At 32.8% G+C, this 13,197-nt stretch carries 17 protein-coding genes; 15 read left to right on the top strand and 2 right to left on the bottom strand.

Annotation, left to right across the window (positions count from 1 at the left end; translation table 11 throughout):
• Positions 1-82: 82 nt before the first annotated feature.
• Together Q1A60_RS09585 and Q1A60_RS09580 are read left to right on the top strand one after the other, a co-directional pair.
• The gene (locus Q1A60_RS09585; protein WP_299764913.1) at positions 83-1,570 is read left to right on the top strand and encodes a S41 family peptidase; all 1,488 of its coding nucleotides are present in this window, start codon (positions 83-85) and stop codon (positions 1,568-1,570) included.
• A 65-nt stretch (positions 1,571-1,635) separates the two neighbouring features.
• The gene (locus Q1A60_RS09580) at positions 1,636-2,418 is read left to right on the top strand and encodes a hypothetical protein (RefSeq protein ID WP_299764916.1); all 783 of its coding nucleotides are present in this window, start codon (positions 1,636-1,638) and stop codon (positions 2,416-2,418) included.
• A 10-nt stretch (positions 2,419-2,428) separates the two neighbouring features.
• Here the strand turns inward: Q1A60_RS09580 and Q1A60_RS09575 are convergent, their stop codons facing one another.
• Both Q1A60_RS09575 and Q1A60_RS09570 read right to left on the bottom strand, forming a co-directional pair.
• Positions 2,429-2,821, bottom strand: coding sequence for a hypothetical protein (locus tag Q1A60_RS09575; protein WP_299764918.1), 393 nt, complete (start codon positions 2,819-2,821; stop codon positions 2,429-2,431).
• A 23-nt stretch (positions 2,822-2,844) separates the two neighbouring features.
• Positions 2,845-3,234 (bottom strand): hypothetical protein, encoded by a 390-nt coding sequence (locus Q1A60_RS09570; RefSeq protein ID WP_299764920.1) that lies wholly within the window; start codon positions 3,232-3,234, stop codon positions 2,845-2,847.
• Between the two features lie 53 nt (positions 3,235-3,287).
• Here Q1A60_RS09570 and Q1A60_RS09565 point away from each other — a divergent pair, with 53 nt between their 5' ends.
• The 13 genes from Q1A60_RS09565 to Q1A60_RS09505 all read left to right on the top strand — a co-directional run bounded on the left by Q1A60_RS09565 (position 3,288) and on the right by Q1A60_RS09505 (position 13,128).
• Positions 3,288-4,328, top strand: coding sequence for a zinc-dependent alcohol dehydrogenase family protein (locus Q1A60_RS09565; RefSeq protein WP_299764922.1), 1,041 nt, complete (start codon positions 3,288-3,290; stop codon positions 4,326-4,328).
• Between the two features lie 90 nt (positions 4,329-4,418).
• On the top strand, positions 4,419-5,489 hold the full coding sequence (locus Q1A60_RS09560) for an endonuclease/exonuclease/phosphatase family protein (protein ID WP_299764924.1): 1,071 nt from the start codon (positions 4,419-4,421) through the stop codon (positions 5,487-5,489).
• A 48-nt stretch (positions 5,490-5,537) separates the two neighbouring features.
• Positions 5,538-6,917 (top strand): amidohydrolase family protein, encoded by a 1,380-nt coding sequence (locus tag Q1A60_RS09555; RefSeq protein WP_299764926.1) that lies wholly within the window; start codon positions 5,538-5,540, stop codon positions 6,915-6,917.
• 299 nt (positions 6,918-7,216) lie between these two features.
• On the top strand, positions 7,217-7,975 hold the full coding sequence (locus Q1A60_RS09550; protein ID WP_299764929.1) for an NYN domain-containing protein: 759 nt from the start codon (positions 7,217-7,219) through the stop codon (positions 7,973-7,975).
• Between the two features lie 88 nt (positions 7,976-8,063).
• Positions 8,064-8,903, top strand: coding sequence for a hypothetical protein (locus tag Q1A60_RS09545; protein WP_299764931.1), 840 nt, complete (start codon positions 8,064-8,066; stop codon positions 8,901-8,903).
• A gap of 41 nt (positions 8,904-8,944) precedes the next feature.
• Positions 8,945-9,376: a hypothetical protein gene (locus tag Q1A60_RS09540; protein WP_299764933.1), complete on the top strand. Its 432-nt coding sequence runs from the start codon at positions 8,945-8,947 to the stop codon at positions 9,374-9,376.
• 79 nt (positions 9,377-9,455) lie between these two features.
• The gene (locus Q1A60_RS09535; protein WP_299764935.1) at positions 9,456-9,653 is read left to right on the top strand and encodes a hypothetical protein; all 198 of its coding nucleotides are present in this window, start codon (positions 9,456-9,458) and stop codon (positions 9,651-9,653) included.
• Entirely contained in the window at positions 9,644-10,120 is a 477-nt protein-coding gene (locus tag Q1A60_RS09530; protein ID WP_299764937.1) for a hypothetical protein, read from the top strand. Before Q1A60_RS09535 ends, Q1A60_RS09530 begins: the two co-directional genes overlap by 10 nt.
• Before the next feature lie 21 nt (positions 10,121-10,141).
• On the top strand, positions 10,142-10,552 hold the full coding sequence (locus tag Q1A60_RS09525; RefSeq protein WP_299764939.1) for a DUF3052 domain-containing protein: 411 nt from the start codon (positions 10,142-10,144) through the stop codon (positions 10,550-10,552).
• A 13-nt stretch (positions 10,553-10,565) separates the two neighbouring features.
• A complete protein-coding gene (locus Q1A60_RS09520) occupies positions 10,566-11,405 on the top strand; it encodes an AraC family transcriptional regulator (RefSeq protein WP_299764941.1) in 840 nt (279 codons plus the stop codon).
• An 88-nt stretch (positions 11,406-11,493) separates the two neighbouring features.
• Positions 11,494-12,051 carry a YbhB/YbcL family Raf kinase inhibitor-like protein gene (locus Q1A60_RS09515; protein WP_299764943.1) on the top strand — a complete coding sequence of 186 codons (558 nt, stop codon included), beginning with the start codon at positions 11,494-11,496 and terminating at the stop codon, positions 12,049-12,051.
• Between the two features lie 136 nt (positions 12,052-12,187).
• Positions 12,188-12,634, top strand: coding sequence for a hypothetical protein (locus Q1A60_RS09510; RefSeq protein ID WP_299682618.1), 447 nt, complete (start codon positions 12,188-12,190; stop codon positions 12,632-12,634).
• A gap of 35 nt (positions 12,635-12,669) precedes the next feature.
• On the top strand, positions 12,670-13,128 hold the full coding sequence (locus Q1A60_RS09505; protein ID WP_300007605.1) for a hypothetical protein: 459 nt from the start codon (positions 12,670-12,672) through the stop codon (positions 13,126-13,128).
• Positions 13,129-13,197: the final 69 nt, after the last annotated feature.

The following is a 13,197-nucleotide window of genomic DNA, read 5'->3' as shown; positions in this document are numbered from 1 at the left end:
ATTTTTAAATTGTCAATATAATACAACGCTCTTTTTTCAAAATAGATTCTTTTTGTATCACAATCAACAAAGAACGTCATCAATGAAAAAGCAGTATTTTATATTTTTAGTTATCGTGTGTCTAGGAGTGTTTCAATCAATAGCTCAGGATTACGGTAATCTCCCTAAGATTCCTAAAAGCAAATTACAATTAGACTTTGAAATCTTTAAACAGGCGCTTGAAAAACAGCATACGGGTATGTATTGGTATACGCCAAAAGATAGTGTAGATGTCGCATTAAATAAAGGCCGTGCTAAAATTACTGAAGATCTAAATGAAATAGAGTTCTTTAAAATCATTGCTCCTATCGTAGCGCTTACTAGAGAAGATCATACAGATATAAGACTGAGTGAAGAAACAGAGCTTTATTTAAAAAATGAAGCGAAGTACTTACCGTTAAGGGTCGTTTTCTTGGATAAAAAAATGTACATCACAAATCAAGGAATCTCAGATGAGTATACACACCTCATAAAAAAAGAAATCACAAGTATTAATGGAAAATCTCCTATTAAACTCGTAGAAGAACTAGGAAACTTATTTGCTTCAGATGGGTTTATAAAAGTAGTAAAGTATTCTGATTTGAATGGTTTTTCTTTTTCTAGATATTATTTTCTTCAATATGGTTTTATAGACACCTTTACATTAAAGGTTAAAGATGAAAATAATCGGGAAGAAGAAATTACAATTCCTGCGCTCTTAGCTAAAGAGAGTAAAGCTAACTTTAAAAAGTATCATACAAAAAAGAAACCCGAAACTGATGAAAGTCTCATCTTTAACATTGTAAACGATACCACTGCATATCTTGCTGTACATACATTTAGCACCGATGCTTATAAAGAAAATACAGTACATAAAAATTACAAACGTTTTTTAAAAAACAGCTTTAAAACAATCGAAGAAAAAAATATTACAAATCTCATTATAGATGTAAGCGATAATGGTGGTGGTAATGAGGGAAATGAAAATTTACTGTATTCATATATAGGAACTAATTATCAAAAATATAATAGTGTTTGTGCTAAAAGTCAACAGACCACTCTTGATAATGGTGTAGACACTCCTATTTCCTTTAAAACGTTTAGGTTTTTAGAACGTGTTTTTAGCAATAAGAAAATGGAAAATGGTGGTTACTGTAGAACTGAAAAATTTGGTTTTGGACTAATGGCCTATAAGAAAGAACCACATACTAAGTATACAGGAAAGCTATTTGTACTCATAAGCCCAGTAACCTATTCTGGCGGAAGTGAATTTTCTAATATGGTATATACCAACAAAAGAGCCACTTTTGTAGGAGAAGAAACTGGTGGCGGATACTATGGGAACACAAGTGGATATAGTGTTGGCATTCCTCTTAAGTATAGTAAACTTACTGTTATAGTACCCGCCTTAAAGTTTGATATGAATGTTTCTGGATCACCGTTTGGAAGAGGCGTTATTCCTCATCACAAAGTAATTCCTACCATAGATGAGTATATGAACGCAATCTCTGCTCCTTTAACGTATATCTTGGAAGGAAAAGCAATAAATTAACATATATATACAGACGTAATTTTATACCTTGTAAAGCACTAACCATTGCTACGACAAAAACTGTTATGAAACTAAAATTACTTCTTCTCATTGTCTCTATTTGTAGTATACGTTGTTCTGATACTAAAAACAAAGAAATTCAAGCAAGGCCTCAAAACGAAGTTCTTGTGCTTGGAGCAATTCATGGAGGACATACAACCGATCCTGTGTATAATACGGCCTATCTAGAGAAATTAATTAGAGAAATTAAACCTGACTTCATCCTTGCAGAAATTCCACCAGATCGTATGGAAGCAGCTATGGAAGGATTTAAAAGAGATGATAGTGTTTCTGAACCACGTGTCATGCGTTTTCCTGAATACGTAGATGTCGTATTTCCGCTGACTAAAGAACTAGATTTTGAAATTATTCCTACTGCGGGTTGGACACGGCCTATGGCAGAAGCACGCAGTGCCAAATTAAGAGCCATTAGCAAAGACTCATCTCGAATTAAGGATTGGGAAGCATATAGGGCTGCAAACAAACGATCTGACTCTTTATACCAAGCCACAGGAAAAGTAAATGACCCTTATTTCATTCATACAAATCAATATGATGACATTCAAGATGTAGCATTACAAACCTATAATCAGTTATTTAATGTTGAATTAGGTCTTGGTGGTTGGGACAATATAAATATTGCGCATTACTGGAATATTGAAAAAGCATTAGAAAAACACCGTTATAAAGGGAAACGATTTTTAATCATTTATGGAGCAAGTCATAAAGGGTGGTTCTTACGAGAACTAAGAAAAAGAGACGATATTACATTGTTAGAAATGAAACCGTTTTTAGATGCTATCCAATAATATAGTCGTATCAGTCAAAAATAAGATTCAATACGCCTGTTAAAAGAGCACTTTTTATATCGGTAGCGCCATTAGGATTAAAAGAATCTATTTTAGAAATTCGAAGTTGATTTTCTAGAAGTATCGAAGAGCTTGTGTATTCATATTTTTCTTGATAACGAATGTAGGTATCATTCAGACCAGTTACAGGATTGAAACGTGAAAATGAGTTAATACCGTCTATATTAGGAAGTCTATTAAAACGTAGTGAAAGATTAATATCCATATTTTGAACGCGTTTAGACTGAATTAAGAAATTACTTGCGTCTATATCTAAAAAACCATTAATTGTAGATGTTTGTACTTGTGCTTGAAGCATAGAGCCCAATAAGAAAAAAGACAAGAATAAAAAACGATAAATCATAGTATAAAAATTAAAACAAGAAATTAATTAAAAATAGTGTTTATAATACCTGTAACTATAAAACTTTCGAGATTTGTACTACGAGGACGTGTACTATTAGTAGTAGTGCCAGGGATTTCTTTTTTATATATAAAAGAAGTATCTACAAACGTATCGCTTAATAAGTTTTGTTTGTAGCTATGTATAACTGCTGTCAAATCAATATGGCGAGAAAGTCCATAACTTGGATCAAATACTTTAGATATTCCCTGTTTACCTAAAGTAAGTGCAAAGGTAGAAGGAGAATGAATAGCTCCTGTATTGAAATTATAGGTACTCGTCGTTATAAAACCTGTAGACTGTGTTTGCTGTCCGTGAGATTGAAAAGATATAAAAACCAACAGAACCCCTACTATTTTTAGTATAATTTTCATAAATAGAACTATTTAACTTTACTTAAAGATACTTAAAACTACAGAATAAACCTATGAAAGCATTGGTATACGAAAATTTTCAAGCGCCATTGAGCATTCAGCAAGTCCCTGACCCTACGCCTACGCCAGATGGTGTTGTGATTAAAGTAGCAGCTACAGGGCTTTGTAGAAGTGATTGGCACGGATGGATGGGACATGATCCAGACATTAAATTGCCTCATATCCCTGGGCATGAATTGGCAGGAACTATTGAAGCGATGGGTAAAAATGTAAAAGGATTTACGATTGGAGATCGTGTGACTATGCCATTTGTTTGTGGATGTGGGAGTTGCTCACAATGTATTTCTGGAAATCATCAAGTATGTGATACACAGTCACAACCTGGTTTTACCCATTGGGGATCGTTTGCAGAATATACTACGATAGATTATGCTACGACAAATCTTGTTAAACTTCCAGAAGAAATTAGTAATGAAACAGCTGCTACTTTAGGCTGTCGCTTCATCACCTCTTTCAGAGCGATTGTAGATCAAGGCAATGTACAAGGAGGGCAATATGTGGCTATTCACGGCTGTGGAGGTGTCGGGCTTTCTGCGATTATGATTGCACGTGCATTAGGAGCACAAGTCATTGCAATAGATATTAATGAGGCATCGTTAGCTTTCGCGAAAGCGGTAGGCGCCACACACACCATAAATGCACACAATCATCCTGACGTAGTCACTCACATCAGAGAACTTTCACAAGGAGGTGCTCATGTATCGGTCGATGCTTTGGGAAGTGCTGTGACCTGTTTTAATTCGATTTCCTGTTTACGTAAACGCGGAAAACATATTCAAGTCGGACTCATGACAGGTGACCATAAACACCCAAAAGTCCCGATGGATCGCATTCTTTCTGATGAACTTGAAATCATAGGAAGTCATGGCATGCAAGCACATCGGTATCCAGAAATGCTCGCCATGATTAAAAACGGGCAATTGCATCCAGAACAACTTATAGAACGTACCATCACGCTAGAAGACGCTATTACAGAGCTTCCCGCGATGAATCAATTTAAAAATAAAGGGGTGTTAGTCATTGATACTTTTTAAAAGATCTTATACATAACTAAAAAAGAAGTATTTCGTAAGTAATCATGACTAAAAAAATATTATTTTAATACATGTATAAACATTCTTAAAGTGGAAGATTTTTTTCTAATAGCATCAATACTACTTATTATTTTTAGTCTATTACCATTTGTAAGAAATCAACATTGGATTTTTCGAGTTCCTGAATTTTTTAAAATACAATTACTTTTTCTTCAGATCATTGCTTCTATTGGACTTTTGATTTTCATGGAAAGGAACTCTTGGTTTTGGTTGCTCATAGGATCTCAAGTACTTTTTATTATATATCACACCTATTTATTAAGTCAGTTTACGAAATTTTATAAAAAGAAGCCTTTAACCCCAAAAAACGACTTTAAAAAAATTAAGATAATCTCAGCAAATATTTATCAATACAATCAAAAATTTGAGCGTTTTAAAGATCTGATAAAAAAAGAGAGACCCGATATTTTTATAACTATTGAAAGTAATAAAGATTGGGAGATTGCCATGTGTAATTTAGAAACTGAGTATCCATATACAGAAAAAGTAACCTTAGAAAACACATATGGAATGCATCTATATGCTAAAATTCCCTTTCAAAAAGTTACGACACATTATTTTGTTTCAAATGATATACCTAGTATTGAAGCTCATTTCACAGATGAATATGGAAATGATTTTGTAGTTTTTAGTGTACACCCACCGCCACCAAGCCCTACAGAAGAAGTAACCTCAAAAGAACGTGATGGTGACTTAATGAGTATTGCAAAACGGGCAAAAGAAATCAAGAGCCCTGTTCTTGTCATTGGAGATTTCAATACCGTAGCCTGGTCTCGAATTGCCAAGTTATTTATCAAAAATAGTGGTTTGATTGATGGAAGAAGCGGACGAGGTATACTAGCATCTTATCATGCAAAATATTGGTTTTTTAGAGCTCCGTTAGATTTGGTTTTTCATAGCCCTACAATTTTTTTAAATGAATTAAAAGTTTTAGAATATATTGGATCTGATCATTTTCCTATAAGCACTATTTTTTCTATCGACATATCTAATCGCAGCCAAGAAAAAGATGTAGAAATCATTACTAAAGAAGAAAAAAAAGAAACTGTAAAATTAATCAAAGAAGGCATAAAAGAAAAAAGTGCAAATCGAGATTTTTAATAAATATATGATAAACTTATCTAGACTTTTATGCAAAAAATTACGACTATGAAAACATTATATGCATTATTAGTTACTTGTATACTTTGCATTTCCTGTGCACAACCACAAAAATCAGTCTCTCCAACAGCCACTGTAATTACTGATATTACTATTATTGATGTAGTTTCAGGAAAAGAACTTCCTTCACAACATGTGGTTATTGATTCGGGTAAAATAAAAAAGATCACTGCCCAGATGGAAGATCTTACGTCATACTCAACAATCATTGATGGAAAGGGGAAATATCTTATTCCTGGACTTGCAGAGATGCATGCACATATTCCCCCTCCTAGTTCTAGTGCAGCGCATATAGAAGAGACACTATTCTTATACCTCTCTAATGGAATTACCACCATACGTGGTATGCTGGGTCACTCTGAACATTTACGCTTACGCGAAAGAGCAGCAAGTGGTGATCTCTTAAGTCCGCGTATTTATACGGCCAGTCCGTCGCTAAACGGAAATTCAGTAAAAACGAAAGAGGAAGCGATTGCCAAAGTAACAGCCTATCAAAAAGAAGGGTTTGACTTTTTAAAAATTCATCCAGGGATTCAACGTGAGGTGTTTGATCAAGTGGTTGCCACAGCAAATGAGGTAGGAATTCCTTTTGCAGGACATGTACCCGTAGCTGTAGGCGTACGTCATGCTATTGAGAGCAACTACGCCGCCATTGATCACGTAGACGGGTTTTTAGAAGGATTAGTACCAGAAAGTGCAAATGTAAAGCCTGAAGATAATGGCTTTTTTGGTTATAACTTTACACCACTAGCTGATGTGACGAAGATAAATGAACTGGTTACGCTTTCGCGAAAGCATACCATATGGATTGTCCCGACACAAAGTTTGTATGAACGTTGGTTTGCTCCTATCACTGCAAGTGAGCTTCTAAAAGATCCAGAAATGAAATACATGCCTGCTTCTACCCTAGCCAACTGGAAAGCTCGTAAAGGACAATACACCACAGATAATCCTGATTTTAATGAACCGCAGTGGCAACAGTTTAATGATATACGTAAACAGCTTATTAAAGCATTACAAGACGATGGGCATGGTATTTTATTAGGCTCTGATGCGCCACAATTGTTTAATGTGCCTGGATTTTCAATACATCACGAGATTGATGGGATGACAAAAGCTGGACTAACTCCTTTACAAATCTTACAATCGGGTACCATCAATCCTGCTAAATTCTTTAGTGCAGAAGATGAATATGGAGCTATTAAAGAAGATTTAAGTGCCGATCTCGTATTACTTGATAATAATCCTCTTGAAGATGCAAAATATCTTAAAAACGTTGCGGGTATCTTTGTAAAAGGACACTGGTTATCTAGAGAAGCCATTGCTAAACGATTGAGTGAGATTGCAAAAGTGAGAGCTGGTAAGTAGAATACTGTAAAAATTAATTGCAACAAACCATACGATTAATAGTATCTCTTTTCGGAAACAAATCAGACATCCCTTTTTATTAAGCATACCTTCACTAAAAAATAATGGTTTAGAAGAAGTATTACTCTATGATGCACAGACGTTCTCTTGAGGCAGATAAAAAGCAAGAAATACTGGAGTTAAAAATCGAATCTTTTCAAGACTATGAATACAATAGTATCTATGTGCTTAATTTAATTCTATCTTTATACACGTTCACAAGTAATTAAAAACATAGCATTGCTGAAATGCTCAACAATATGAATACAAATATAAACTTAGCCGTACTTATAGATGGAGATAATATTCCCTCTGCACATGTAAAGGAAATGATGGAAGAAATTACAAAGTATGGAAATCCAACAATAAAGAGAATTTATGGGGATTGGACAAAACCTAATCTTACCAAATGGAAAAACTTATTGTTAGAAAATGCAATTACACCTATTCAACAATATGGATATACAACAGGGAAGAATGCAACTGACTCTGCGATGATCATAGATGCCATGGACATTCTATACAGTAATAAAGTGAATGGATTTTGTTTGGTTTCGAGTGATAGTGATTTTACTCGATTAGCTACAAGATTACGAGAGGCGGGCATGCAAGTCATTGGTATTGGAGAAAAGAAAACTCCCAACCCTTTTATTGTTGCTTGTGATAAGTTTGTGTATATAGAAGTGCTAAAAAATCAAGCGGAACAGAAAAATGATGACGATAAAAATGCAGACAAAACCAATATAGATAAGATCACCAGAAAAGAAATTAATCTCATAAAAAGTACCATTTCTGATCTTTCTGATGATGATGGCTGGGCTTTCCTAGGTGATGTTGGGAGTTTATTACAAAAGAAGCAACCCAATTTTGATTCTAGAAATTATGGATTTGATAAACTTACGCCATTAATCAGGTCTATTGGTAATTTTGAACTAGAACGAAGGGAAAATCCCAAAAGCAAGCATAAGTTGATTTTTGTAAAGAATAAAGAAAAACATACTACAAAATCGAAAAAATGAGATTCACATGCCTGTAGTATAGTGGTTTTGTAACATTTTTGAATTATTCTATACTTATATAATGTCAAAACACCATTAATCATCACTTTTGAAAAACACTCACAGCATTGTATCTTTTAATTTTAATACAAAATTTGATGATACAGTTATTAATCAATTATCCAAATTAAAACCTGCTGGTACCCAATTACTTTTAGATACTAAGACTGATCTAATTGAACTTTTAAAATTGACATTATTTGATTTAAGTCTAAAACAAGTACTTATCATCAAAAAGGTTTTAAAGCGAGCTCATGCTAGAGATCCACATCTAAGAGAATATGTAATTGTCGAGACAGGTAAAAACTTCGCAACATATAATCCAAATGGTTTTGAAACCTACTTCACAGAGAGAATCGATGAGGATACTTATTTCCAATTAAAAGTATACATAAGAGAGATCTATAAAGAGATCACATCTGAGTACAAGTATAAAAAGGAAATTATTAAAGATCTAAAATTAAATGATCATTTTAAGAATGGCTTTATTTCTTTTATTTTTTCTTCAATTTCTACAAATCAAAAAGGAGAAAAATTAAAAAATAATATTGCAGAATATCTACACCTAGTAGATGAAAATATTGCAAACCTCATTGAAAATAATCCCAATGAGGCTTTGGAGTTAGTTATATTTTTAAAGGGAAATATTTTTCTATTAAAGAATTTAAAATTTGAACTGTTAGAAAAATTAAAAACAGCCTCAATTACATCTAAAAGTAATAATACTGAGTTTATAGATGATTGGTTTTGGATTGATTTTATGACTGGTTCAGATATATCATTCTCCGATCTACTATCAGATATCTCTGAAATGTTTGATTCTATTGACGATTATTTTAGTATAGATAGTGGTGGTGATTGGGATGTAGATGTTGATATCGATTTTTAAAGTAAAACTCGCTAATAGTACAAACCATAACAAATAGATACATGAAAAAAACAATGATTGCTTCTCTCTTTATTTTCCTAAGTTTTAATAGCTATGCGCAAGACAAATATTTACGAAGTGTCACTGAAACACAAGAACTTTCTAAAGATATTGTTTCGTTATTCAAAGAAAATAAAATCTCAGAATCTTTTGAAAAGTTAACTCCTTATTGGCCATTGCCATCTAATGAGATTGAATCTTTAGAAGAGAAAACAATGAAGTATTTAAATATCATTAGAGATCGATTCGGGAAACCCATTGGAACTTTAAAAGTAAAGAACGAAACTATTGCTGATATTGCGATCAGGGAAACATATTTAGTGAGATATCAAAATACTGCTATTCGCCTTATATTTACATACTATCAAAATGAATATGGTTGGGTGATCAATGCCTTCAAATGGGACGATTCATTTGAGAAAGAATTTGAGTAGATGTTTTAAAGAACAACTAGCTTCATTCTAATTCTCATGACCAATAAGTTACTTGATATATTTATTTAACATACTAAAAATGAATAAAAAACATCCCTATGAAAATAGAGTATGGTGGCGATTAAGGCTCCCTTGGTTTTTAATAAATTGGGGAATTGCTGGTAAAGGAAAGGATTGTGAACTAGTTAAAGCCAAACACAAATGGTATAACATCGATGGAACAAAGAGTGGTTGTTATTACTGTAAGAAAACAACTGAAGACATTGATTGGAAATAAAAACTACAAAACATATAATATCAATTTCTAAAGCATTAGAAACACAACAAACCATGAATAATCCTTCTTCCTTTTATAGTCGTTCTGAAATCCTAAAGATATATTTTGACGGAAGTTTGCTAACGTCTAATGACATACAACGTACCATTGCATCCATGCTGGCTCCAGATGAGCTTAGTGTTGTATTCCAAAAGGATTTTGATCCAAAGATCTCAGCAATGAAACAGGACATATTAAAACGTTTTATTGTAGGAAGTATCCCAAGTGCAGATGACTATGCCGCTTGGATTGACACCATGCTCAATCTTAAAGATGATTACCAACAGGATCTTCCCGAAATAGAAACTAGAAATGAATTAAAAGCTCGCTTTGCTCCTGAAAGTTTTCTAACTGTAGCAGATTATCATATACTCATTAAATCTATGGTAAATTGGACGGATGATAAAAAAATACTAGATACTAAATAATGTATCTCTAAAATCATTCGTATGACCGCAGGATATTCAGGAACACCATTAGCAAAGAAACTAGGGATTAAAGAAGGATACACCATACTCCTTTACAATCAACCTAAACATTATTTCGATCTATTTACTGATATGCCAGATGATCTCAAAATAATAAAAGAAATAACACCGGAGAGCGTAGATTTTATTCATATGTTCTGCACAACAATTGAAGATCTTCAAAACAATACAATTACTTATAAGAAAGCTTTGAAAAAAGAAGGCCTTCTATGGATAAGTTGGCCAAAAGGAGCTTCCTCTATTCCCACTGATTTAAAACGAGAACCTATACGTGAGTATCTATTAAGCATAGGTCTTGTTGATGTAAAAGTCGCAGCTATAGATAAAGATTGGAGCGGACTTAAATTTGTGTATAGATTGAAAGATCGCTAATAATGTAGTAAGCATGAATATAATCTATTTACCAGATCACTTTAGCACTGAAAATAAACGTCCCTTTTATTTAGTAGACTATCATACTTCTGAGGAATCTCGTAAACAAATGGTATCACTAAAACTAAATACGTTTAGCTTTTTACAAGAAGGCTATAAAGAAGTGTTTTCAGACAGGAATACAATTGCTATCGAAAATTCTAATTTCTTATTGATGAAGTCTGGACATTGCTTAATGACAGAAAAATTAGCAAATACCTTTGAATCTTATAGAAGTATTTTATTTTTCTTTTCAAATGAATCATTAATACACTTTATTCAAAAATATAAATTATCGACTCCTAAAACGATAAACCAATCATCTATTTATTCCTTTGAATACGATGCCTTTTTACAAACATTTGTAAGCAGTTTAGTCCATATCAACACGCTAAAAACAGAAATCCAACTACACTTATTATCAGCAAAATTTGAAGAGCTCATGCTGTATTTAAAAGAGACCAAAGGCAATGATTTTATTTTTTCTCTTATTAATAATACCGATAGTAAATTTCAGCATTTTATAGAAATAGTTGAGTCCAACAAACTCAATAAACTTACACTTAAAGAGCTTTCTTTTTTATCAAACATGAGTGTTTCTTCTTTCAAAAGAGAATTCACAAAACACTTTAATAGCTCTCCCAGTAAGTGGTTTCAAGAAAAAAGGTTAGAACAAGCTGCTCTTTTATTAAAAAATACAACGAATAGACCATCAGATATATTTGAAGAAATTGGATATGAAAATTTATCTAACTTTATTCAAGCTTTTAAAACAAAATTTGGTATGACACCAAAACAATACCAAACAAATTGAGCTTTTACAAATACTTTTTGAGCTAAATAGGATACCAAGAAAGCTTCTTCTAGCTATAGATTTGCACTGTAATTAAAACACAAATCTTATGAAAAGCACACATCTTATTTTAGGAATCTTATTAGCAGTCTCTACCACTCTATTTGGACAAAATACATTTACATTATCTAGTGATACACTTGGTGGAGCAACAACAATTCAAGAAGAGTTTAATGGTTTTGGTTGTACAGGAAAAAACCAATCCCCTCAATTATCTTGGAAAAATGCACCCGAGGGCACAAAAAGTTTTGCCATTACAATGTATGATCCAGACGCCCCTACTGGTAGCGGATGGTGGCATTGGGTCGTGTTTGATATCCCATCTACCACGACACAATTAGTCACAGATGCAGGAAATATCAAGTTAAATCTTACTCCTCAAGGAACCATTCAAAGTATCACAGATTATGGTGCTATGGGATATGGAGGTCCATGTCCACCAGAAGGACATGGCCTACATCAATACATTATTACTGTATATGCATTAAAGACAGACACACTAGGTTTAAATAAAAATACAAATCCAGCTGTAGTTGGATACTATTTATGGAATAATACGATTGCTAAAGCTAGCATTGTAGCATATTACCAAAGAGAAAAACAATAGGCCGTATAGATACTTTTTTATGTAATATAGTGTAACACTCTACAATAGAGTGCTACACTATATTTGTATTATAACGATACTAACCACATGTATTTTTAATACATTTATACAATATAAATTGTATGATCAGTAATCTATGTGTGATTTTTCAAAAGGTTTTATTCTTTGCAAATGCAATGACCCAAAGGTGATTGTACATCATAAAAAATCAAAGCGTCGTAAAAAGTTAAATAAACAATCTAAAGCAAAAACTACTGCTGAATATGAATGGACATTATTCTCTTATGTAGGCATTAGAAAAGAACAAGAAATGGGGCGTTATAGACTACCTGCCTCCAAACTTGACGAAGGACTTACAGCCGACTTTGTCTTTGAAGAATTAAATACTAGAAATTGCTTTGATTTTGAATACCATCCTAAAGAAGGTGATAATTTAATTATTCATACATCTACTGGTTTTAATAGAATAGAGTTTATTTATAGAGATGGAATTTGGGAAGAAGATCATTACTCACCCTTTTCTGATGACTGTGAAAAAATTGATAATGGTATACTCACCACACCTCCCTCACAAAAAGCCTAATAATGTATCGAGATGCAGATATACATTCTGAAAAGATGACAAAATTATTGATTGCGTCTGTATATGAATACCTTGACCTATTTGGATCTCAAAATACTATTACAACAGCAAGTGCTATAGATGCTATGATTTATCACTACAAAGACATTTCTATGGTAAATTTCTATGTAGCACAGTTTAATCAAGAATTATTTGTCGTACAGTTTGATGATCTATATATAAACATCTATGAAAATGAGCTCTCTTTCAAGAGATCTTTTAAGTTTTCTGATGTTACAGATGAAGTCATTGAAATTCGTTTTAAACTACATATAATTGAAGAAAATAGTATAGGTAATCTCATACACTATGCTTGTTTATCAAAAAGTGACCTTTTAAAAGACGAAGATAGTCATGATCGTAAAATTTCTGAGATCAAAGCAAATACCTGGTATCAAAGAAATAAACACTTACAACTTATCTATTCAGATGTACATATAGACTATAATGTATAGCTTATTTCCTTTATAATTTAAGTTCATATACGCTTTCGCGAAAGCAAACTCAGATTTATTATCTTTAAC

This window comes from uncultured Dokdonia sp., from assembly GCF_947492535.1.
Lineage (GTDB): Bacteria > Bacteroidota > Bacteroidia > Flavobacteriales > Flavobacteriaceae > Dokdonia.
This window is presented reverse-complemented; position numbering and strand designations above follow the sequence as displayed.

Coding starts and splice junctions, on each gene's coding strand:
- Q1A60_RS09550 (WP_299764929.1), top strand. CDS start 7,217: ATGAATACAAATATAAACTTAGCCGTACTTATAGATGGAGATAATATT.
- Q1A60_RS09505 (WP_300007605.1), top strand. CDS start 12,670: ATGACAAAATTATTGATTGCGTCTGTATATGAATACCTTGACCTATTT.
- Q1A60_RS09565 (WP_299764922.1), top strand. CDS start 3,288: ATGAAAGCATTGGTATACGAAAATTTTCAAGCGCCATTGAGCATTCAG.
- Q1A60_RS09535 (WP_299764935.1), top strand. CDS start 9,456: ATGAATAAAAAACATCCCTATGAAAATAGAGTATGGTGGCGATTAAGG.
- Q1A60_RS09525 (WP_299764939.1), top strand. CDS start 10,142: ATGACCGCAGGATATTCAGGAACACCATTAGCAAAGAAACTAGGGATT.
- Q1A60_RS09520 (WP_299764941.1), top strand. CDS start 10,566: ATGAATATAATCTATTTACCAGATCACTTTAGCACTGAAAATAAACGT.
- Q1A60_RS09580 (WP_299764916.1), top strand. CDS start 1,636: ATGAAACTAAAATTACTTCTTCTCATTGTCTCTATTTGTAGTATACGT.
- Q1A60_RS09585 (WP_299764913.1), top strand. CDS start 83: ATGAAAAAGCAGTATTTTATATTTTTAGTTATCGTGTGTCTAGGAGTG.
- Q1A60_RS09575 (WP_299764918.1), bottom strand. CDS start 2,821: ATGATTTATCGTTTTTTATTCTTGTCTTTTTTCTTATTGGGCTCTATG.
- Q1A60_RS09515 (WP_299764943.1), top strand. CDS start 11,494: ATGAAAAGCACACATCTTATTTTAGGAATCTTATTAGCAGTCTCTACC.
- Q1A60_RS09570 (WP_299764920.1), bottom strand. CDS start 3,234: ATGAAAATTATACTAAAAATAGTAGGGGTTCTGTTGGTTTTTATATCT.
- Q1A60_RS09510 (WP_299682618.1), top strand. CDS start 12,188: ATGTGTGATTTTTCAAAAGGTTTTATTCTTTGCAAATGCAATGACCCA.
- Q1A60_RS09555 (WP_299764926.1), top strand. CDS start 5,538: ATGAAAACATTATATGCATTATTAGTTACTTGTATACTTTGCATTTCC.
- Q1A60_RS09540 (WP_299764933.1), top strand. CDS start 8,945: ATGAAAAAAACAATGATTGCTTCTCTCTTTATTTTCCTAAGTTTTAAT.